The organism is Herbidospora yilanensis (assembly GCF_001570565.1).
GTDB classification, from domain to species: domain Bacteria; phylum Actinomycetota; class Actinomycetes; order Streptosporangiales; family Streptosporangiaceae; genus Herbidospora; species Herbidospora yilanensis.
The window spans coordinates 1-21,458 of sequence record NZ_BBXE01000028.1 but is presented as its reverse complement, the minus strand read 5'-3'; the positions used below and the strand labels follow the sequence as shown (position 1 = coordinate 21,458).

The window sequence follows — 21,458 nt, the reverse complement described above, 5'->3', positions numbered from 1 at the left end:
CGGTTTCACTTGTCACAGTAACCACGCGAACACGACGGGCCCGGGGCAGACACGCCCCGAGCCCGCTCGTTTGTTCCGGCGTTACCGCCGCGACCCGACCTGTGACTCCAGCACGTCGTCGGGGGCCGCGGTCTCGTCGTCCTTCCGGGCCGGCCGCAACCGGATGTTCTCCAGGCGGTCGAACCCGTCCAGCACCCGCTCCCCGAGGCCGCGCACCCGCAGCAGCGACGACATGGGCGCCAGCACGGCCGCGATCCGCCGCCCCCGCGACACCGACGCCGCCAGGCCCCGCCTGACCGCCTTGAGGTCGTCGACCAGAGGCGTGACCTCGCCGGGCGTGCGGGCGTACCGCAGCTTCTCCTCGCTGGTGGCGATCTTGGTCAGCGCCTTGGCCGCCTCGGTGTCGAGGGGGTAGGCCGCCGCCAGCCGCCGGCCGAGCGCCCGGGGGGTCTCGCTGCCGGCCTTGGGCATGCCCAGGTCGACCAGGGTGTCGCAGAGTTCGGCCCAGGCGGCCTCCACGGCCGGGGCCGCGAAGGTGTTCTCCCGCCTCGCGGGGGCCGGGGGCTCCCCGGCGTCGGCCCAGACCGACAGGGGCCTCCCGGCGGGTTCCCCGCCGATCACCTCGCCGCCGCTCCAGCCGTCGTCGTCGTCCTTCTCCGGCTTCACCACGGGCACCTCGTCGTCGGGCACCGCCGCGGCCCGGTTGAGCACCCGCCGCCGCCACAACCAGAGCACCGCCCGCATGAACGCGGGGATCAGCGACAGCAGCAGCGCGACGGCGACGCCGATGCCGACGTTCCCCCAGATCGACCTCTCCTCGACCGCCGGCAGACCGGTCGGCCCGAGTTCCCGCTCGGCATTGTCGATGCCGCGCGCCGGGTTGCTCGCCCCGGGCGAGGCCGCGGGGTCGTCCGAGGGCCGGGCCGACGCCCCGGGCGAGGGCTCGGCCGAGTCGGACTGCGGCAGCGTGTACGACGGCACCCGCGCCGTCGCCTGCCCGAACCCGCCCGACGGGGTCGGCTCGAAGGTCAGCCATCCGGCGCCCTCGAAGTAGAGCTCCGGCCAGGCGTGGGCGTCGTGGGTCCGGACGATCCACCGGCCCTCCGACTTGGTGCCGCCGGTGTAGCCGATCGACACCCGCGACGGGATGCCCAGCACGCGCGCCATCACCGCGAAGGCGCTGGCGAACTGCTCGCAGTAGCCCGACTTGCCGACGAGCAGGAAGTCGGTCAGCGCGTCGAGCCCCGACCCCTTGGTCTGCAGGTCGTAGGTGAACCCGCCGGTGCGGGTGAACCACTCCTGCAGCTTCACCGCGCGCTGGTAGGGCGTGGCCGCGTCGCGGGTGACGTCGTCGGCCAGCGCCACCACCGCGGGGTCGATGTCGGCGGGCAGCGTCAGGAAACGGCCCTGGACCTCGATCGGCGCCTGCGGCGCGTTGTCCAGCATCTCGGGCGTGGGCCGCACGTCCTTGCCGATGACCTGGTATTCGAGCCCGGCCGCGTCGTCCTCGGTGGAGAAGACCATGAGGGTGTTGCGGTCGGCCCGCCAGTCGCCGTCGGCGATGACCTGGGTGGCCGGGTAGGGGAGCGGCAGGAAGCGCAGCTCCTCGATGTCCTCGCTGATGGTGATGGTCTGGTCGATGGGGCCCCCCGGCGTCATGGCCGACAGGCCCGGCGCGGGCGGCATGACGCTCTCGCTCACCCGGTCTTCGGGACGCCCGCGCAGCGAACTCGACTTGAACTGCTGCCCGTCGAACTCGTCGAGCGAGTAGATGCGCAGGTAGCGCGGCACGTCGTCCTTGGACGTGTAGGTCAGCACCGGCGCGTTCACCGGATGGGAGAGCTGCCCGCTGAGCTTGGCGATGGCGTCGGGGATGCCGACGTTGCGGCCGCCCGGCCCCAGGCCGTTGCCGACCCCGAACCCGAAGGGCGGGTTGGGCGTCAGCGTGGGGATCAGCGCCGGGATGCCGATGGCCAGCGCCACGGCGGTGACCCCGATGCGCTTGCCCGACAGGACCAGCTTGCCCGCGTCGGGGGTGGTGGTGGTCGTCCGCGAACGCCGTACCAGCACGGCCCGGCCCCAGTGGGACACCCGTTCGCGCCCGTCGGAGACCAGCAGGCCGACGAACCCGAGCGCGCCGATGAGGAACGCGGGCCAGGCGATCGGCTCGTTCAGCACCGCGGCCGGGACAGTGAACAGCCCGAGCAGCGGCAGGCCCGCCAGGGCCGCCCGGCGCACCCGCACCGCGAACGCGTCGACCAGGATCGCGATGAACGCGACGCCGCCCGCCGTCAGCAGGCTGATGCCCCCGGTCGAGGGGACCGGCGCGGCGAACTTCTGGATCTCGTCCCAGCCCTCGGCCATCGTCTGCGCGATCCGGGCGGTGGAGTCGAAGTTGGGGATGAACCCCCACCACGCCTCGTCGCGGGCGAAGGTGACCGTCATGAACACGATCGCCGCCAGCGCCATCGCGATCGGCGCCGCGAACGCCGGCTGGGCGTACCGCGACACCAGCGCCGCCGCCAGCGTCGTGCACAGCAGGATCCCGAGCGTCGCCCAGAACCACGAGCCCTCGGAGAACAACGGATAAAGGGTGAGCGCGACGGCCCCGGTGGCCGCCCCCGAAGCGATCGGCAGTCGCATCACGCGGCACTCCTCTTGTACGCGGCGTCGGGCCAGACCGAGGCCAGCGACACCCCGGCGGGCAGCCGCAGCACCCGCCAGCCGCTCGCGGCCAGCACCGCCTGCGCCTGCTCGTGTTCGGGGGAGACCTCGCCTTCCGCGCCGCCCTCCCAGGTCGCGACGTCGAGCAGCACCGCGACGCCGGTCATGTGGCCGTGCCGCAGCCGCGCCAGCGACTGGGCGTCGTCGAGGTCGAGCGCCCCGAGCACCGCCACGATCAGTCCTTCGCCGCCGCCCTGCCGCAGCCCGGCGATGCCGTTGGACAGGGAGCGGGCCTGGCTGTTGCGCACCACCGCGAGCGTGTCGAGCAGCGAGGCCTGCACACCGCCCTCCAGGAGCTGCTGCGGCCCCTGGTCGGTGACCAGCCGCAGCCCGAGCCCCTCGTGCGCGAGATGCACGCCGATGGAGGCCGCCGCCGAGACCGCGACCTCGAACGACGAACGCGGCCCCTCGCCCCGGTGGGCGGGCCGCCGCGTGTCGAGCAGGAGCGCGCCGCGGCTCTGCCACTGCTGCTCCTCGCGCCGCACCATCAGCTCGCCGTAGCGGGCGGTCGAGCGCCAGTGCACCCGGCGCAGGTCGTCGCCCTGCCGGTAGTCGCGCGGCGCGACGTCGTCGTCGCCGGCCGCCGCCACCGACCTCGTCCGGCTGTCGCCCCCGCCCGCCCACTCGCCCGACAGGCGGACGTAGGGCAGCGGGATGACCTGCGGGGTCACCACGAGGGTGTCGGTCGCGGTGAACGTGCGGGCCAGCTCGACCAGCCCGAACGGGTCGGTGATGCGCACCGACAGCGGCCCGATGGAGTAGCGCCCGCGCAGGTCCGACCGCACCTTGTAGTCGATCTCGCGGATGCCCTTGGCCTCCACCCGGTCGAGCACGAAGCGGGGGCGGGTGCCGAGGGCGTACTGGAGCGTGTCCTCGATGAGGAGCAGGCCGGTGGGCAGCCGGGTCACGTTCTCCAGCCGCAGCGTGACCGTGCTGTCGTTGCCGGCCTCGACCCGGGAGGGGTCGAGGCGGCGCGCGCAGCTCAGCCGGTAACGGGTCCGCGCCACCACCATGACGGCCAGCAGCGGAAGCGCGACGATCAGGATCGCCACCCGGATGAGGTCGTGCTCCCCGAGCAGGAACGCGCACACCAGGGCGGCGATCCCGGAAGCGAGGAACGACCTGCCCCGGGCGGTGAGCGCCCTGAGTCCGGTCATAGAGAGGAGTCCTACTTCGTGTCGGGCACCGGGACGCGGCGCACAAGCTCGGCGAGCGACTGCTCGGGCGTCCGCCGCTGGCCCTGCGCCTCCATGCTGGGCAGCAGGCGGTGGGCCAGGACCGGCGTCGCCAGGTCCTGGAGGTCGTCGGGGATCACGTAGTCGCGGCCGGAGAGCGCGGCGTGCGCGCGGGCCGCCCTGACCAGTTGCAGCGTGGCGCGCGGGGAGGCGCCGAGCCGCAGGTCGGGGGTCTGGCGGGTGGCGGTGACCAGGTCGATGGCGTACTTCTTCACCGGCTGCGAGACGTAGACCGCGCGGACCGCCTCGATCAGCGCCTTCACCTCGGCGGTGGTGGCGACCGGCTCCAGCTTGTCGAGCGGCTGGGAGGCGCCGTGCACGTCGAGCATCTCGAGCTCGGCCACCGGCTCGGGGTAGCCCATGGCGATCTTCGCGGTGAACCGGTCGCGCTGCGCCTCGGGGAGGGGGTAGGTGCCCTCCATCTCGATGGGGTTCTGGGTCGCGATGACCATGAACGGCGCGTCGAGCCGGTGGGTGAGCCCGTCGACGGTCACCTGCCGCTCCTCCATGCACTCCAGGAGGGCCGACTGGGTCTTCGGCGAGGCCCGGTTGATCTCGTCGCCGACCACGATGTTGGCGAACACCGGCCCGGGCTTGAACTCGAACTCCCGGGTCTGCTGGTTGTAGGCGCTCACACCGGTGATGTCGGAGGGGAGGAGGTCGGGGGTGAACTGCACGCGGCGCATGGGGCAGTCGATCGACTTCGCCAGCGCCTTGGCGAGCATCGTCTTTCCCACACCCGGTACGTCTTCGATGAGAAGGTGACCTTCCGCGAGCAATACGGTCAGCGTCAGCCGAACCACGTCGCTCTTGCCTTCGATGACGGATTCGATCGCGTCCCGGATCCGGTGCGCGGTCTCGACCAGCTCGTTGAGACTCTCCGAGCCGGTTTTGTCACCGACGCCGTGAGTTACTGCCACCGGGCCTCCAAGGGCGTGCCGTATTGCTGGGGGTTTGCCATTTCCATCCATTGTGTGTACCGAGACTATGCCGCACGTGGTTCTCGGGCGACTTTGTGCAGAAAGAAGCGTGAACTGCCCACAGTGTCGTGCTATGCGGTCCGGATCCTGTGGTACGTCAGTCCTGATTCCGTGACACGCCGGGTCCGCGACTTGACGCCTTCCCTTTGACGCCGGTGAGCGCGACACGCCCGCGCCGCTCCGGCCCCCCACTTCGCACCACCGCATTTGACCTGCGAAAACGCCCGATAAACGAGATCGTCATACCGTTTGAATCAGTTGACGGTGGAGAGAAGTGGAGTATGGTGGAGCCCAATGGAGGACCGTGGCTGTAGGGCTTCGTGTTCCCCATGGCACGGGAGGTGGCGCCGATGTTCCTCGGCACTCACCACCCGCGCCTCGATGACAAAGGACGGCTGTTCCTGCCGGCGAAGTATCGCGAGGAGCTGGCGGAGGGTCTTGTGATCACCAAAGGCCAGGAGCGCTGCCTCTACGTCTTCCCCGTAGAGGAGTTCCAGCGCATCACTGAGGCTTTGCGCACCGCGCCGGTGACCGCCAAGGCCGTCCGCGACTACAGCCGCGTCTTCTTCGCCAGTGCCTCCGATGAGACCCCCGACAAACAGGGGCGCGTCACCATCCCGTCCGGCCTGCGCCAGTACGCCGGGCTCGATCGTGACTGCGTGGTCATCGGCGCCAACACCCGGCTGGAGATCTGGGCCGCCCCGGCGTGGGAGGCCTATCTCGCCGACCAGGAGCAGGCATTCGCCGACCTTTCCGAGGAGGTGTTGCCAGGGATCCTGTGACCTTTCAAATGACCCGTCGGTGACGTTCGGCGAGGTCTCCACCCGCCCGCCGGGTACCTGATGCACCTTCCCCGGTGTCAGGTGCCACGAGACGCGGTCCGCGGATGGGGACCTGGCCGGACGGGTCGGCTCTCCGCCATAGTTCTCTGCGGCGCAGTCGACCGAGGGTGGGGACTGTCTAGCCGACGGGGCGCCGCGACCGCGAGCCCGGAAGCGGCAATCGTTCGAGGCGGATCCGCGGCGCGAGCCACGACCTGCCTTCCTTTCATGGGGGTGTACGACGAATGACCGACCAGAACACCGGTGGGCACGTTCCGGTGCTGCTCGGCCGTGTGCTGGAGCTGCTGGCTCCGGCGCTCACCGGGCCGTCCCCGGTGGTCGTCGACGCCAACCTGGGCCTCGGGGGTCACGCCGAGGCGATCCTCGCCGCCCATCCCGACGTGCACCTCATCGGCATCGACCGCGACCCGTTCGCCATCGACCACGCCACCGCACGGCTGGCGCCCTACGCCGCCCGCACGACCATCGTCCGCGCCGTCTCCAGCGACCTGGAGCGGGTGCTCGCCGAGAGCGGCCACCCCGTCATCCACGGCGCGCTGTTCGACCTCGGCGTCTCCTCGCCGCAGCTCGACGAGGCCGGCCGCGGGTTCGCCTACTCCTACGACGCGCCCCTCGACATGCGCATGGACCGCGACCAGGAGCTGACCGCCGCCGACGTGGTGAACACCTACGAACCCCGCGACCTGGCCCGGGTGCTGCGCGACTTCGGCGAGGAACGCTTCGCCGCGCGCATCGCCGAGCGGGTCGCCAAGGAACGGGCCGTCGAACCGATCACCTCGACCAAACGCCTCGCCGACCTCGTCCGCGAGGCGATCCCCGCCGCGACCCGCCGCACCGGCGGCAACCCGGCGAAACGAACCTTCCAGGCGTTGCGCATCGAAGTGAACGCGGAGCTGGCCGCCCTCGACGTGGCCCTGCCCGCCGCGCTCGACGCGCTCGCGGTGGGCGGGCGCGTGGTCGTGCTCTCCTACCACTCCTTGGAGGACCGGCTCACCAAGCAGGTCCTCGCGGCGCGAACCAGGGACACCGGCCCTCCCGGGCTGCCCGTCCCGTTGGAGGCTCACCAGCCCCGGTTCCGTCACCTGACGAGGGGGGCAGAGCTCCCCGACGACGACGAGCTGGCCCGCAACCCGCGGGCCGCCTCGGCCCGGTTGCGGGCGGCAGAGAGGATCCGCCAGGGATGAGGCCAACGATGAGCCCACTGAAAGACCCGAAGACCGGCGTGAAGCCCGGCGCCAAGCCCGACGTCCGCCGTCGTCCGCGCGGTCCCGTGACCCACGCCCGCCCGGTCGAGCGGCCCGAGACGCCGGTCGCCCGCCGTGCGCCGCAACCGCCGTCCGAACGGCGGCGCCCGCCGAGGGCGCCCTTCGTCATGCTCGTCGTCGGCCTGCTCGGCGGCGGTCTCGTCAGCCTGCTCCTGCTCAACACGGTCCTGGCGCAGGACTCGTTCAAGCACAACGAGCTGCGCCGCGTCAACGAGCAGCTCCGCCAGCAGGCCGAGGCCGAGAAGGGCCGCATCCGCGACGCCCGCCAGCCCGACGCGGTCGCCAAGGGCGCCGTCCAGCACGGCGTCTCACCCGACCAGTCGGCCCCCAAGTGGGTCGGCGGCGGCCACACGCCGGCGGCCGACGACGCCGGGCCCACCACGTCGGGCCGCACCGAGCCCGGCGGCGCGGCGGACGCATCGGAGACGGGGAGCAGCGCGCAGTGAGCAGTGGCGGCGGCCGCCCACCGTCCCCGGGCCGGCCGGGTGGCCCCGGCGACCGGGGCCCACGCGACGGCCGCCGCGCCTCGGGCTCGGGCTCCCACCCGGGCCGCGCCGACGGACCGGGCCGCCCCCGTCGCCCCGACGACGCCGGACGCTCCCGCGAGGCCGACACCGAACCGGGCGGCCCCCGCAAGGGCCGTCCGGCCGACGATCCACGCCGCCACGACGACGACCGGCCTGAGACCTCCCGCGACAACCGCCGCCCCGCCGAGGGCGGCGCACGCTCCCGCGACGGCGGGCGCACTGCTGATGGTGGCCCGCGTTCGCGTAACGGCGGGCCGGTTGCCGATGGTGGCCCGCGTTCGCGTGACGGCGGGCGGGCTGCTGACGGTGGCTCTCGTTCGCGTGATGGTGCGCGGGCTGTTGATGGTGGCGCACGCTCCCGTGACGGCGGGCGGGCTGCTGACGGCGGCCCGCGTTCGCGTGATGGTGGGCGGGCTGCTGACGGTGGGCCGCGTTCACGTGATGGTGGACGGGCTGCTGATGGCGGCGCGCGTTTCCGTGATGGTGGGCGGGCTGCTGATGGCGGCCCGCGTTCGCGTGATGTCGGCCGGGCTGCTGACGGTGGCCCGCGTTCTCGTGATGGTGGGCGGGCCGGTGACGGCGGCGCGCGTTCCCGCGACAGAGGGTCTGCCGGTGACGGCGGGCGCGGCGGTGACTCCGTCCTTCGCGACGACGGCCGGAGCCGTGACGGCGCCGGGCGGGCACGCGACGGCGAAGGCCGGTCCAGGGATTCCAGGGATACCAGGGATGACGTGCGCTCCGCCGACGGGCGTTCCCGCGCGGGCGGGCGGGCCGGTGACGGACCTTCCCGTGACGGCGGCCGCACGGCCGACGGGCCGCTTCGCGGCGGACGCACCTCCGGCGGGTCGCTTCGTGAGGGTGGCCGCCCGGCCGACGGGCCGCTTCGTGAGGGTGCTCGCGGGCGGGACGGGGCGGGGAGGCCGGTGCGCCCCGGAGAAAGGCCGGTCCGGCCTCTGCGGCCGGGGGAGCGGCCGGTCCGGGGGCGGGACGGTGACGGGCCGCCGCGCCGGAGTCCCGCCGGGCCCGGGGGGCCGCCGCGCCGTCCGGGGCCGCCGCCGAGGCCCGCCGTGTTGCGGCTGGGGAGTCCGCGGCGGCGGATCAACATCGCGCTGATGGCCATGGCCGTGGTGTTGTCGCTGTTCGCCGGGCGGCTGGTGCAGCTTCAGGGGCTGAACTCCAAGACGTTCCAGGCCAAGGCCGCCGACCAGCGGGTCACGCCCGAGGTCCTGCCGGCCAAGCGGGGGTCGATCACCGACGTCAACGGCAACGAGCTGGCCGTCACGGCCGACGCGCGGGAGATCTACCTCGACCCCAAGGAGGTCAAGGAGACCCAGCGGGAGCTGATCGCCACCACGCTCTCGGCCGAGCTCGGCAAGCCCAAGGAGGGCATCGCCGCCAAGCTCGCCCAGGTCGACAAGCGCTACCTGGTCGTCGCCCGCGACGTCGACCCGCTGGTCGCCCGCAAGATCATGGGCATGGGTTTCCGCGGGGTGGGCTCCAAGCCCACGTACCGGCGGCTCTATCCCGGCGGCACGCTGGCCGGCGGGCTGGTCGGGTTCGTCGGCGACGACGGGTTCGGGCTGGAGGGGCTGGAGCAGGCGTACAACAAGACGCTCGCGGGTCAGGACGGCCAGCAGAGCATCGAGATCGGGCGGGGCGGCGAGCGCATCCCGATGACGCGCAGCACCCGCGTGGCGCCGGTGCCGGGCCGCGACCTGCGGCTGACGATCGACCGCTACATCCAGTGGGCCGCCTACGAGGCGATCGCCAAGCAGGTCAAGGCGGTCGGGGCGCGCAGCGGCAGCGTCATCGTCATGGACGTCAAGACCGGGCAGATCCTCGCCATGGCCAACGCGCCCGAGGTCGACCTGCGGAACTGGCAGGCCACCCGCGCCGAAGACCGGGGCAACAAGGCCGCCGCCGAGGTGTTCGAGCCGGGCTCCACCAACAAGGTCATCACCGCCGCCGCCGCGCTGGAGGCGGGCGTGGTCGCGCCGTCGACGCTGTTCACGGTGCCCGACAACATCCAGTGCGCCGACAAGGTGCTGCGCGACGCCCACCCCCACCCGACCGAGCAGATGACCTTCGCCCAGATCCTCGAGGAGTCGAGCAACGTCGGCACGATCATGGCGGGCACCAAGATCACCGATCAGCGGCTGCACAACATGTTCACGGCCTTCGGCTTCGGCGCCAAGAGCGGCGGGAGCATCCCGAGCGAGGAGGCCGGCCTGCTGCCCGACTGGCAGGACTGGAGCGGCTCCCAGCGCTGCACCATCATGTACGGCCAGGGCATCTCCGTCACCGCCCTCCAGATGGCCAGCGTCTACCAGACCATCGCCAACGGCGGCGTGCGGCTGACCCCCTCGATCGTCGCGGGCACCACCGACGAGAAGGGCCACCTGGTCCCGGCCGCCGCGCCGAAGCAGACCCGGGTGATCAGCGAGCTGACCGCCCGCCAGCTCGCCGGCATGCTCGAGAAGGCGGTCGCCGGAGCCGACGGAACCGGTGGCGCCGCCGCCATCGAGGGCTATCGGGTGGCGGGCAAGACCGGAACCGCCATGCGCTATGACCAGAAATGTGGCGGATACTGCGGTTATACGGCGACCTTCGTCGGCTTCACCCCCGCCGAAGCGCCCCGCCTGATGGCCCTGGCCGTCATTCAGGACCCGAAAAAAGACCATTACGGCGGTACGATTGCCGCGCCCGTTTTCCAGGAAGTCATGACTTTTGCGTTGAAGACCAAGAAAATCCCGCCGACCGGGTCGACGAGCCTTCTCCGGTGACCGGGAACGATACGCTCTCGCCGTGAACGAGCCCGACCGCACCGCCCGGCCCTCTCCGGATCAGCAGATGCGCCCGTCGTCCAGCCCGCCGCGCCCGCTCTCTGGGCTGACGGCCCTGCTCGGCGTGCAGTCGGTCGCCGGCGCGGGGCGTGGCGTGGTCACCGGGGTCACGATCGACTCCCGCCGGGTCCGCCGGGGCGACCTCTACGTCGCCGTCCAGGGCAAGACCGCTCACGGCGCCACCTTCAGCTCGGCCGCCATGGGCGCGGGCGCGAGCGCCATCCTGACCGACCACGACGGCGCCGAGATGGCCGCCGAGACCGGCCTGCCGGTGTTCGTGCTGCCCGACCCGCGCGCGGTGCTCGGCCAGGTCGCCGCCTGGGTCTACGGCCAGCCGGCCGCCGACATCCCGGTCATCGGGGTCACCGGCACCAGCGGCAAGTCGACCTCGACGTTCCTGCTTGAGGCGGGGCTGCGCGCGGCCGGGCACCGCACCGGCCTGGTCGGCGGCGTCGAGATCCACGCGGGCGACGTCACGATCAAGCCCGAGCTCACCACCCCCGAGGCCAGCGACCTGCAGGGCCTGTTCGCGCTGATGCGCGAGCAGAAGGTGACCGCCGCGACGATGGAGGTCTCCAGCCACGCGCTGGCGCTGGGCCGGGTCGAGGGCCTCTATTACGACGTCGCGATCTTCACCAACCTGTCGCAGGACCACCTCGACTTCCACAAGGACTTCGACGACTACTTCGCCGCCAAGGCCCGCCTGTTCACGCCCGAGTTCTCCCGGCTCGGCGTGATCAACGTCGACGACCCCCACGGGCGCGAGCTGGCCGGGTTCGTGAAGATCCCGGTCACCACGTTCTCCGCCGAGGGCGCGGCCGACGCCGAGTGGCGGGCAGCCGACGTCCGGCTCGGGGCCGACGGGAGCTCCTTCCGGGTCGTCGGGCCGGGCGGGGTCGAGGCCGACGTGACCGTCGGGCTGCCGGGGCCGTTCAACGTCGCCAACACCCTGGGCGCGCTCGTGGCGCTCGTGGAGTCGGGGGTGCCGCTGCAGACCGCCGTCCACGGGGTGAGCGGGTTCCGCGGCGTCCCGGGGCGGATGGAGCGGGTGCCGGGCGGCGACGGGTTCCAGGCGATCGTCGACTACGCCCACAAACCGGGCGCCGTCGAGTCGGTGCTGCGTGCGTTGCGCGAGGTCACCGACGGTACTCTGACGGTCGTCCTCGGCTGCGGCGGCGACCGTGACAGCGGCAAGCGCGCCCTCATGGGCGAGGCCGCCGCGCGGCTGGCCGACGTGGCCGTGTTCACCAGTGACAATCCCCGCAGCGAAGACCCGCTCGCGATCATCGCCGCGATGCTCGACGGCGCGCTGGCCGTGCCGCGCGAGGATCGCGCGCGCGTGGTCGTCGAGCCCGATCGGGCCGCCGCGATCGACCTGGCGATCTCCAGGGCCGGCCGGGGCGACGTCGTCGTCGTGGCCGGGAAGGGCCACGAACAGGGGCAGTACTTCGCCCGCGAAGTCGTCCCGTTCGATGACCGTGACGTGGTCGCCGCCGCCATCAGCAGGAGGAACGCATGATCCCGTTGCCGCTGGGCCGGGTCGCAGAGATCACATCGGGCGCCCTCACGGGCCAGGCCGACCCGGGCGCCGTCGTGAGAGGCCCGGTCGTGATCGACTCGCGGGCCGCCGAGCCGGGGTCGTTGTTCGCCGCGATCAGGGGCGAGCGGGCCGACGGCCACGACTTCGCCGCCCAGGCCCTCGCCTCGGGCGCGGCCGCCGTGCTGGCCTCCCGGCCGGTCGACGGGCCCGCCGTCGTGGTCGGCGACGTCGTGGCGGCGCTGGCGAAGCTGGCCAACGCCGTCGTCACGAACCTGCCGAAGGCGACCGTGGTGGGCGTGACCGGGTCGGCCGGCAAGACGTCGACCAAAGACCTCCTGGCACGGCTGACGGCCAGGATCGGTCCAACGGTGGCGCCGGTGGGGTCGTACAACAACGAGATCGGGCACCCCCTCACGGTGCTCAAGGCCGATGAGGACACGCGGTTCCTGGTGCTGGAGCTTTCGGCGCGTAATGCCGGACATATCGCTTATCTGGCGGGAATCGCCCCGCCGTCCATCGGGGTGGTCCTCAACGTCGGCACCGCGCACCTCGGCGTGTTCGGCGGCAAGGAGGCCATCGCGCGGGCCAAGGGCGAGCTGCCCGAGGCGCTGCCCTCCTCGGGCGTCGCGGTGCTCAACCTCGACGACCCGCTGGTCGCCGCGATGAGCGGGCGCACCCGGGCGCGGGTCCTCTACTTCGGCCGCTCGCGCGGCGCGCACGTGCGCGCCTCCCACGAGACCCTCGACGACCGCGGCCGGGCCCGGTTCACCCTCCACACCCCCTCGGGCGAGGCCGAGGTCGCGCTGCGCCTGCACGGCGCCCACGCGGTCGAGAACGCCCTGGCCGCCGCGGCCGCCGCCCACGAGCTGGGGCTGTCGCCGGCCGCCATCGCCGAGGAGTTGTCGCTGGCCGAGCCGCGCAGCCGCTGGCGGATGGAGGTCACCGACCGCGCCGACGGCGTGACCGTGATCAACGACGCCTACAACGCCAACCCCGACTCGATGCGCGCCGCCTTCGCCGCGATGCACGCCCTGGCCGGCCACCGCCGCAAGTTCGCGGTCGTGGCCTCCCTGCGCGAGCTGGGCGACGACGCCGCCGAGCTCAACGCGGGGGTCGGCCGGCTGGCCGCGGGAGCCGGTCTGGAGGCCCTGGTGGTCGTGGGCGACGACGCCGGGCAGATCATCGCCGGCGCCCCCGACGCGATCCACGCCCCCGACGTCGAGGCCGCCGTGGCCGAGCTCACCGGCCGCCTCGCGCCGGGAGACGTCGTGCTGATCAAGGGACCCCGGGCCGCCGGGCTGGAGAAGGTCGCCGAAGCGCTGCTGACCACGGGGTCGGGGGGTGACGCCCGGTGAGAGACATCATCGTCGCCGCAGCGGTCGCGCTCGTCGTCTCGATGCTCGGCACCCCCATCGCGATCCGGCTGTTCGGGCGGCGCGGCTACGGCCAGAACATCCGCGAGGAGGGCCCCCAGGGCCACTACGACAAGAAGGGCACGCCCACCATGGGCGGCACGGTGATCGTGATCGCCGCCCTCCTCGGCTACGCCGTGGCCCACCTGGCCACCATGTTGTCGGCCAACCCCTCGCCCCCCACCGCCTCCGCCCTCCTGGTCCTCTTCCTCATGACCGGCCTGGGCGTGGTCGGCTTCCTCGACGACTTCATCAAGATCTACAAGCAGCGCAGCCTGGGCCTGCGGTCGGGCGCCAAGGCCCTCGGCCAGCTCCTCGTCGGCGTCGTCTTCGCCGTCCTCGTGGTGCGTTTCCCCAACGCCTACGCGGTCACCCCCGCCGAGACGCGGTTGTCGTTCCTCCGCGACTTCGGTCCCCCGATCGGGCTCATCGGCTTCATCATCTGGGTGCTCATCATGATCGTCGGGTTCTCCAACGCGGTGAACCTGACCGACGGCCTCGACGGCCTCGCCTCCGGGGCGACCGGCGTGGTGCTGGCGTCGTACGTGCTCATCGGCAACTGGCAGCTCCGCAACAGCTGCACGACCGCGATCCTCGGGCCCAACTGCTACATCGTGCGCGACCCCCTCGACCTGGCCGTCGTCGCCGCCGCCGTGCTGGGCGCGCTGATCGGGTTCCTGTGGTGGAACGCCCCCCCGGCCAAGATCTTCATGGGCGACACCGGGTCGCTGGCCCTCGGCGGCGTGATCGCCGGTCTGGCCATCACCACCCGCACCCAGCTCCTGCTGCTGCTCCTGGCGGGCCTGACCGTCATCATCACCTCCTCGGTGATCATCCAGGTCGGGTTCTTCAAGATGACCAGGAAACGCATCTTCCGGATGGCGCCCCTCCAGCACCACTTCGAGCTCAAGGGCTGGGCCGAGACCACCATCGTGGTCCGGTTCTGGCTGATCGCGATGTTGTGCGCCGCGGCCGGGCTCGGTCTCTTCTACGTGGAATGGATGCCCAAGACGTGAGCCGTGTCGTCGTCGCCGGGCTCGGCGTCTCGGGCACCGCCGCCGCGCGCGGCCTGGCCCTGGGCGGCGAGCGGGTCGTCGTGGTCGAGCAGTCCGACCGGCCGCTCCCCGCGGAGCTGGCCGATCTGGGGGTCGAGAAGGCCGCCGGGCTGCCCGACAAGGTGGAACTGGTCGTCACCTCGCCCGGCTGGCGGCCCGACCACCCGCTGCTGCTCGAAGCGGCGGCGGCCGGCGTCGAGGTCATCGGCGAGGTCGAGCTGGCCTGGCGGCTGCGCCACGAGGGCGCCGCGCCGTGGCTGGCGCTCACCGGGACCAACGGCAAGACGACGGCTGTGCGGATGCTGACGTCCATCCTGGAGAAGGCGGGGGAGCGGCCGCTCGCGGTCGGCAACGTCGGCACGCCGATCATCGAGGCGGTGCTCGACCCCGGCGACACCACCGTGCTGGCCGTGGAGTTGTCGAGCTTCCAGCTCCACTGGTCGTCCAGCGTCGCCCCGGCGGCCGCCGCGATCCTCAACGTCGCGCCCGACCACATCGACTGGCACGGCTCCTTCGAGGAGTACGCCGCCGCCAAGGCCCGCATCTTCGCCAACGCCGGCGTGGTCGTGCACAACGCCGACGACCCCTGGTCGGCCCGGCTCGCCGAGCCCTACGACTCGGTGGGCTGCACGCTCCAGGTGCCCCGGCCGGGGGAACTGGGCGTGGTGGAGGACCTGCTGGTCGACCGGGCCTTCGTCGACGACCCGCGCACCTCGGCGGTCGAGCTGGCCACGCTGGGCGACATCAGGCCGTTCGCGCCCCACAACGTCGCCAACGCGCTGGCCGCCGCCGCGCTCGCCCGGTCGTTCGGCGTGCCGCCCGAGGCGGTGCGCGAGGGCCTGACGGCGTTCACCCCCGACCCCCACCGGATCGCCCACGTGGCGACCGTGAACGGGGTCTCCTACGTCGACGACTCCAAAGCCACCAACCCCCACGCGGCGGGGGCGTCGCTGGCGGCGTACGGCTCGATCGTGTGGGTCGCGGGCGGGCAGCTCAAGGGGGCCGACGTCGAGGAGCTGGTCGCGAGGTCCGCCAAGCGGCTGCGCGGCGCGGTGCTGCTGGGCGCCGACCGCGCCAGGATCGCCGAGGCGCTCGCGCGACACGCGCCGGATGTTCCCGTTGTGGAGGTCGGCGGGGAAGACACTGGGGTCATGGACCGTGTCGTCACCGAAGCCGCCCGGCTCGCCTCCCCGGGTGACACCGTGCTGCTGGCCCCCGCCGGGGCGTCATTGGACATGTTCGCCAACTACGGCGCGCGGGGAGACGCCTTCGCGCGCGCCGTTCGCACCCTGGAAGAGCGGTGACCGCCACCCAGGAGGCGGAGGAGACCCAGACCCGGTCGCGTCCGTCGTGGGCGGCGACCCAGCTCGGCGCCCTGCGCGAGCTGCTGAGCCGCCCGCTGACCTCCTACTACCTGATCCTCGGCTGCAGCGCCCTGCTGCTGGCGCTCGGCCTGATGATGGTGTTGTCGGCCTCGTCGATCGAGGCGCTGCAGATGATGGGCGACCCGTTCTACTGGTTCCTCAAGCAGTCGTTGTCGGTCGGGCTCGGCCTGCCGCTCATGTACGTCTGCTCGAAGCTCCCGCAGCGCTACTTCCGGCTGGCCGGATATCCGCTGATGGCGTTGTCCATCATCGGCCTGGTCATGACCATCTTCATCGGCTCCGCCGAGCTCGGCGCGCAGCGCTGGATCTACATCGGCAGCCTGACCATCCAGCCGTCGGAGCCGGCCAAGCTGGCCATGGTGATCTGGGGCGCCGACCTGCTCGCCCGCAGGGCGCGCAACGGGATGATCGAGTGGCGGCACCTGCTGGTCCCGCTGATGCCCGGCGTCGCCATCCTGGCCGTGCTGGTCATGCTCGGCCGCGACCTCGGCACCACGATCGTGCTGATGATCATCTTCCTGGCGCTGCTGTGGGTCGTCGGGGCTCCGGTACGGCTCTTCGCCGGCATCCTGTCCCTCCTCGCCATGGCCACCGTCTTCATGATCATCTCTGAGGGATATCGGTCCGACCGCATCGAGGGCTGGCTGAATCCCTGGGGCAACGCGCAGGGGTCGGGCTACCAGGCCGCCCAGGGGCAGATCGCGATGGGGTCGGGCGGCTGGTTCGGGCTGGGCCTCGGGTCGTCACGGCAGAAATGGGACTGGCTGCCCCACGGCGAGAGCGACTTCATCTTCGCGATCCTCGGCGAGGAGCTCGGCCTGATGGGCACCCTCACGGTGCTCGCCCTGTTCGGCCTGCTCTGCTACGCCGGGCTGCGCATCGCCTCCCGGACCAGAGACCCGTTCATCCGGCTGACCGCGGCGGCCTGCACGGCCTGGATCGGCGGGCAGGCGATCGTCAACATCGGCGCCGTCATCGGCGCGCTGCCGATCACCGGCATCCCGCTGCCCCTGGTCTCCTACGGCGGATCGGCGCTGTTGCCGACGCTCGCCGCGCTTGGCATGTTGTTGTCGTTCGCCAAACGCGAGCCGGGGGCCGCCGAGGCCTTGGCCGCACGGGGCCCCGGCCCGGCCGCACGGGCTCTAAGCTGGCTTGGCCTCAAGACCTGACCGCCCTGGGCGAATCGGTCCATAGCACGACTAGGGAGAGACATGAGGGTTGTCCTCGCCGGCGGCGGGACGGCCGGCCACATCGAGCCGGCGCTGGCGCTGGCCGACGCGCTTCGTCAGTTCGACCCGTCGATCGGCATCACCTGCCTCGGCACCGAACGCGGCCTGGAGACGCGGCTGGTCCCGGCCCGGGGTTACGAGCTCGCGCTCGTGCCCGCGGTTCCGCTGCCCCGCGCGCTGACGCCTCAGCTCCTGACCGTGCCGGGGCGGCTCGCCGGGGCGATCAGCGCCGCGGGCAACATCCTGGAGCGGGTGGGGGCCGACATCCTGGTCGGCTTCGGCGGCTACGTCGCCACGCCCGGCTACCTGGGGGCGCGCCGCAAGGGCGTGCCGATCGTCGTGCACGAGGCGAACCCGCGCCCGGGCCTGGCCAACCGGCTGGGCGCGCGGCTGACGACCCACGTGTTCACCGGCCACCCCGACACGCCGCTGCCCAACGCCGAGCACGTCGGCATCCCGCTCCGCAAAGACGTCTCAACGCTCGACCGGTTCTCGCTGGGCGACAAGGCGCGGTCCTACTTCGGCCTGGAGAGCGACCGCCCGACGCTGCTGGTGTTCGGCGGCTCCCAGGGGGCCCGCTCGATCAACAACTCGGCCCTCAACGCCGAGCCCTACCTGCGCCGCGCCGGCATCCAGGTCATCCACGTGATCGGCCCGAAGAACACCGTCGAGGTCGAGCCCCCGCCCGGCGACCCGCAGTACGTCATCCTGCCCTACGTCGACCGCATGGACCTGGCCTACGCCGCCGCCGACCTGGTGCTCTGCCGCAGCGGCGCGATGACCACCGCCGAGCTGACCGCCGTCGGCCTCCCGGCCGCCTACGTGCCGCTGCCCCACGGCAACGGCGAGCAGCGCCTGAACGCCGAGCCGATCGTGCGGGCGGGCGGCGGCCTGATGGTCGACGACGCCGAGCTCTCCCCCGACTGGATCATGCGCAACCTCGCGCCCCTGCTCCACGACCCCAACCGGATAGCGGCCATGTCGGAGGCCGCCGCCCGGATGGGACGCAAGGACGCCGACGTGACGCTCGCCCGCAAGGTTCTGGAGATCGCAGCCCGATGAGTCTGGTCAAACTGGTTGAGCCCATCCCCGCCGAGGAACTCGGGCGGGTCCACTTCATCGGGATCGGCGGCGCCGGCATGTCCGGCATCGCCCGCATCCTGCTCAAGCGCGGGGTGGCCGTCTCGGGCAGCGACGCCCGCAGCTCCGACCTGCTGACCGAGCTGCGTGAGCTGGGCGCGACCGTCCACGTCGGCCACGCCGCCTCGCACATCCGCGACGTCAACACGGTCGTGGTCTCCACCGCGATCCGCGACTCCAACCCCGAACTGGGGGAGGCGCTGCGGCAGAACGTGCGCATCATCCCGCGCGCCGCCGCGCTCGCGGCCGTCATGACCGGCAAGACCGGGGTCGCCGTCGCCGGCACCCACGGCAAGACGACCACGACCTCGATGCTCACGGTGGCGCTGCAGAAGTGCGGCGCCGACCCGTCCTACTGCGTCGGCGGCCAGCTCGTCACCACGGGCCTGGGCGCCGACGAGGGCACCGGCCGGGCGTTCGTCGCCGAGGCCGACGAGAGCGACGGCTCGTTCCTGATGCTGGCCCCGCGCATCGCGGTGGTCACCAACGTCGAGCCCGACCACCTCGACAACTACGGCGAGCCGCAGGCCGTCTACGACAGCTTCGCCCGCTTCGTCGAGCGCGTCGGCGAGACGATCGTGCTCTGCTCCGACGACCCGGGCGCCGCCGCGCTGGCCCCGATCGCCCGCGCGCGGGGCCTGAAGGTCGTCACCTACGGTGAGGGCGAGGAGGCCGACCTGCGCATCTGCGACGTGGTGCCGCGCGGCCTCGGCGTCGAGTTCACCCTCAAGGGCCACGGCGCGGTCCGCCTGTCGGTGCCGGGCCGCCACAACGCCCTCAACGCCACCGCGGTCATCGCCGTCGCCCTCGACCTCGGCCTGCCGTTCGACGAGGTCAGAGACGGCCTGGCCGCCTTCACCGGGGCCAAGCGGCGGTTCGAGTCCAAGGGCGAGGCCGACGGCGTCACCGTCTTCGACAGCTACGCCCACCACCCGACCGAGCTGGCCGCCGACCTGCGCGCCGCCCGCGACGTGGTGGCCGGGGCGGGCCGGGTCATCGCCGTCTTCCAGCCCCACCTCTACAGCCGCACCCGCTTCTTCGCCGACGAGTTCGGCGCCGCGCTCGGCCTGGCCGACGAGGCGATCGTCCTGGACGTGTACGGCGCCCGCGAGGACCCCGAGCCTGGGGTCTCCGGCGCGCTGGTGGCCGGCAAGGTGACGCTCCCGGCCGGCAACGTGGCCTACGCGCCCGACCGGGCGGCCGTCCCGGCGCTGGTCGCCGAGCGGGCCCGTCCCGGCGACATCGTGCTCACGATGGGCGCCGGCGACGTCACCGAGCTCGGCCCCCGCATCGTCGCGGAGCTGCGGTCGCGGTGACCCCTTCGGAAGCTCCGGCGCTCACCGACAGGCCGCCCGCCGCCGAGCGGGCGGTCCGCAAGCGGCCGGGCATCTGGCGGTTCGCCACCGCGGCCCTGATCACCGGCGGCACGCTGGCGGTCTCGGGGTGGCTGGTGTTCCTGTCGCCCGTGCTGGGGGTCAAGGAGATCCGGGTCGAGGGCGTGCTGGGCCTGGCGGCCGAGCAGATCGAGCAGGCCGCCGCGCTGCCGCTCGACACGCCGATGGCCACGGTCGACACCGAGGCGGTCCGGCAGCGGGTGGCCGCGGTGACCGAGGTCGAGTCGGCCAAGGTCGAGCGGGTCTGGCCGGGCACCGTCGTCATCAGGATCCGCGAGCGCACCGCGCTGGCCTCGGTGCCGATGAACGGCAAGTCGGCCGTGGTCGACCGGTACGGCGTGGTGCTCGACATCGTCGCGGTCGCCCCGCCCCGGCTGCCGGTGGTCCGGCTGCCGCGCCTCGACCCGCAGGACCCGGCGGTGCGGGCCGCGCTGACCGTGCTCGGGGTGCTGCCCGACCATCTGCTGCGCAAGGTCCACGAGGTGCAGGCCAAGACGGCCGATTCGGTGACCCTGCTGCTCTCCGACGGCCGCACCGTCGTCTTCGGCGGGCCCGAGCGCGCGGCCGACAAGACCCGTATCCTTCTCGGGCTGCTGGACCAGCGGGCCCAGACGTTCGACGTGAGCTCTCCGGAAGTCGTCACCGTACGCTGAGGAGACGTGTTCACGACACGCCGGGCCGGTTGCGGCGCGGTGAGTTGACCCTGGCGGGGCGCAACCCTACTGTCCGTATCAATCCTCAGGTTGACATAACTCTAAATCTCAACTTGAGGGTGAGAGTTGGCTAGTGCGGGCACCCGCCCGTGACGGACATATGTAAGCGAGCGGAAAGGCCCCTCGTCGTGGCAGCACCGCAGAACTACCTCGCGGTCATCAAAGTCGTTGGCATCGGCGGCGGCGGAGTCAACGCCGTCAACCGGATGATCGAGGAGGGACTCAAGGGCGTCGAGTTCATCGCCATCAACACCGACGCCCAGGCGCTGCTGATGAGTGACGCCGACGTCAAGCTCGACGTCGGCCGGGAGCTCACCCGCGGCCTCGGCGCAGGCGCCAACCCCGAGGTGGGCCGCAAGGCGGCCGAAGACCACCGCGAGGAGATCGAAGAGGTCATCAAGGGCGCCGACATGGTGTTCGTCACCGCAGGTGAGGGCGGCGGCACCGGCACCGGCGGCGCGCCCGTCGTGGCCAACATCGCCCGCTCGCTCGGCGCGCTGACAATAGGTGTGGTCACCCGTCCCTTCTCCTTCGAGGGCAAGCGGCGGGCGATGCAGGCGGAGGCCGGAATAGAGAATCTCCGCGCCGAGGTCGACACCCTCATCGTCATCCCGAACGACCGGCTGCTGTCGATCAGCGACCGGCAGGTCAGCGTGCTCGACGCCTTCAAGGCGGCCGACCAGGTCCTGCTCTCGGGCGTCCAGGGCATCACCGACCTCATCACCACCCCGGGCCTGATCAACCTCGACTTCGCCGACGTGAAGTCGGTCATGTCGGGGGCGGGCTCGGCCCTCATGGGCATCGGCCACGCGCGCGGCGACGACCGCTCGGTCGCCGCGGCCGAGATGGCCGTCTCCAGCCCGCTGCTGGAGGCCAGCATCGACGGCGCCCACGGCGTGCTGCTCTCGATCGCGGGCGGCTCCGACCTGGGCCTGTTCGAGATCAACGAGGCCGCGCAGCTCGTCTCCAACGCCGCCGCGCCCGACGCCAACATCATCTTCGGCACGGTCATCGACGACGCCCTCGGCGACGAGGTGCGCGTGACGGTCATCGCGGCCGGGTTCGACGAGCCCGAGCCGGTGCGCGCCCAGCCGGTGCCGCAGCAGACCGCGCGTCCGCAGCCCGCCGCCCCGGCCGCCGCCGCGGGCCGTCCGGCCCAGACGCAGGCCGCCGC

General features: G+C 72.5%; 17 protein-coding genes. 14 read left to right on the top strand and 3 right to left on the bottom strand.

Going from position 1 to position 21,458, the window contains the following annotated elements; genetic code table 11:
• Positions 1 to 81: 81 nt before the first annotated feature.
• The 3 genes from AW273_RS22205 to AW273_RS22195 are packed head-to-tail and all read right to left on the bottom strand — an operon-like array spanning position 82 to position 4,879.
• On the bottom strand, positions 82 to 2,643 hold the full coding sequence (locus AW273_RS22205) for a transglutaminase TgpA family protein (protein ID WP_062351152.1): 2,562 nt from the start codon (positions 2,641 to 2,643) through the stop codon (positions 82 to 84).
• Positions 2,643 to 3,881, bottom strand: a complete 1,239-nt coding sequence (locus AW273_RS22200) for a DUF58 domain-containing protein (RefSeq protein ID WP_062351150.1) — start codon at positions 3,879 to 3,881, stop codon at positions 2,643 to 2,645. Before AW273_RS22200 ends, AW273_RS22205 begins: the two co-directional genes overlap by 1 nt.
• Before the next feature lie 11 nt (positions 3,882 to 3,892).
• Complete coding sequence (locus AW273_RS22195; RefSeq protein ID WP_062351147.1) at positions 3,893 to 4,879, bottom strand: AAA family ATPase; 987 nt, start codon at positions 4,877 to 4,879, stop codon at positions 3,893 to 3,895.
• Between the two features lie 410 nt (positions 4,880 to 5,289).
• Here AW273_RS22195 and mraZ point away from each other — a divergent pair, with 410 nt between their 5' ends.
• The 14 genes from mraZ to ftsZ form a co-directional block, all read left to right on the top strand.
• Positions 5,290 to 5,721, top strand: a complete 432-nt coding sequence (mraZ, locus tag AW273_RS22190) for a division/cell wall cluster transcriptional repressor MraZ (RefSeq protein WP_030450330.1) — start codon at positions 5,290 to 5,292, stop codon at positions 5,719 to 5,721.
• Between the two features lie 284 nt (positions 5,722 to 6,005).
• Positions 6,006 to 6,965 (top strand): 16S rRNA (cytosine(1402)-N(4))-methyltransferase RsmH, encoded by a 960-nt coding sequence (rsmH, locus tag AW273_RS22185; protein ID WP_062351144.1) that lies wholly within the window; start codon positions 6,006 to 6,008, stop codon positions 6,963 to 6,965.
• A gap of 8 nt (positions 6,966 to 6,973) precedes the next feature.
• Entirely contained in the window at positions 6,974 to 7,492 is a 519-nt protein-coding gene (gene ftsL / locus AW273_RS22180) for a cell division protein FtsL (RefSeq protein ID WP_062351141.1), read from the top strand.
• A gap of 387 nt (positions 7,493 to 7,879) precedes the next feature.
• The gene (locus AW273_RS38740; RefSeq protein WP_157556039.1) at positions 7,880 to 8,686 is read left to right on the top strand and encodes a hypothetical protein; all 807 of its coding nucleotides are present in this window, start codon (positions 7,880 to 7,882) and stop codon (positions 8,684 to 8,686) included.
• Positions 8,641 to 10,356 carry a peptidoglycan D,D-transpeptidase FtsI family protein gene (locus tag AW273_RS22170; RefSeq protein ID WP_500778876.1) on the top strand — a complete coding sequence of 572 codons (1,716 nt, stop codon included), beginning with the start codon at positions 8,641 to 8,643 and terminating at the stop codon, positions 10,354 to 10,356. Before AW273_RS38740 ends, AW273_RS22170 begins: the two co-directional genes overlap by 46 nt.
• 67 nt (positions 10,357 to 10,423) lie before the next feature.
• On the top strand, positions 10,424 to 11,935 hold the full coding sequence (locus tag AW273_RS22165; RefSeq protein WP_062351571.1) for a UDP-N-acetylmuramoyl-L-alanyl-D-glutamate--2,6-diaminopimelate ligase: 1,512 nt from the start codon (positions 10,424 to 10,426) through the stop codon (positions 11,933 to 11,935).
• Complete coding sequence (locus tag AW273_RS22160) at positions 11,932 to 13,311, top strand: UDP-N-acetylmuramoyl-tripeptide--D-alanyl-D-alanine ligase (RefSeq protein ID WP_062351134.1); 1,380 nt, start codon at positions 11,932 to 11,934, stop codon at positions 13,309 to 13,311. The genes AW273_RS22165 and AW273_RS22160 overlap by 4 nt, the downstream gene beginning before the upstream one ends.
• On the top strand, positions 13,308 to 14,384 hold the full coding sequence (gene mraY / locus AW273_RS22155) for a phospho-N-acetylmuramoyl-pentapeptide-transferase (protein ID WP_062351131.1): 1,077 nt from the start codon (positions 13,308 to 13,310) through the stop codon (positions 14,382 to 14,384). The genes AW273_RS22160 and mraY overlap by 4 nt, the downstream gene beginning before the upstream one ends.
• The gene (gene murD / locus AW273_RS22150) at positions 14,366 to 15,727 is read left to right on the top strand and encodes a UDP-N-acetylmuramoyl-L-alanine--D-glutamate ligase (RefSeq protein ID WP_062351128.1); all 1,362 of its coding nucleotides are present in this window, start codon (positions 14,366 to 14,368) and stop codon (positions 15,725 to 15,727) included. The genes mraY and murD overlap by 19 nt, the downstream gene beginning before the upstream one ends.
• On the top strand, positions 15,724 to 16,977 hold the full coding sequence (ftsW, locus tag AW273_RS22145) for a putative lipid II flippase FtsW (protein ID WP_062351125.1): 1,254 nt from the start codon (positions 15,724 to 15,726) through the stop codon (positions 16,975 to 16,977). The genes murD and ftsW overlap by 4 nt, the downstream gene beginning before the upstream one ends.
• A 42-nt stretch (positions 16,978 to 17,019) precedes the next feature.
• Positions 17,020 to 18,099, top strand: a complete 1,080-nt coding sequence (gene murG, locus AW273_RS22140) for an undecaprenyldiphospho-muramoylpentapeptide beta-N-acetylglucosaminyltransferase (RefSeq protein ID WP_062351122.1) — start codon at positions 17,020 to 17,022, stop codon at positions 18,097 to 18,099.
• Positions 18,096 to 19,493 carry a UDP-N-acetylmuramate--L-alanine ligase gene (murC, locus tag AW273_RS22135; RefSeq protein ID WP_062351107.1) on the top strand — a complete coding sequence of 466 codons (1,398 nt, stop codon included), beginning with the start codon at positions 18,096 to 18,098 and terminating at the stop codon, positions 19,491 to 19,493. Before murG ends, murC begins: the two co-directional genes overlap by 4 nt.
• Positions 19,490 to 20,224, top strand: coding sequence for a cell division protein FtsQ/DivIB (locus AW273_RS22130; RefSeq protein ID WP_062351104.1), 735 nt, complete (start codon positions 19,490 to 19,492; stop codon positions 20,222 to 20,224). The genes murC and AW273_RS22130 overlap by 4 nt, the downstream gene beginning before the upstream one ends.
• 188 nt (positions 20,225 to 20,412) lie before the next feature.
• Positions 20,413 to 21,458: cell division protein FtsZ (gene ftsZ, locus AW273_RS22125; protein ID WP_062351101.1), on the top strand; the 1,046-nt coding region annotated here is incomplete at its 3' end.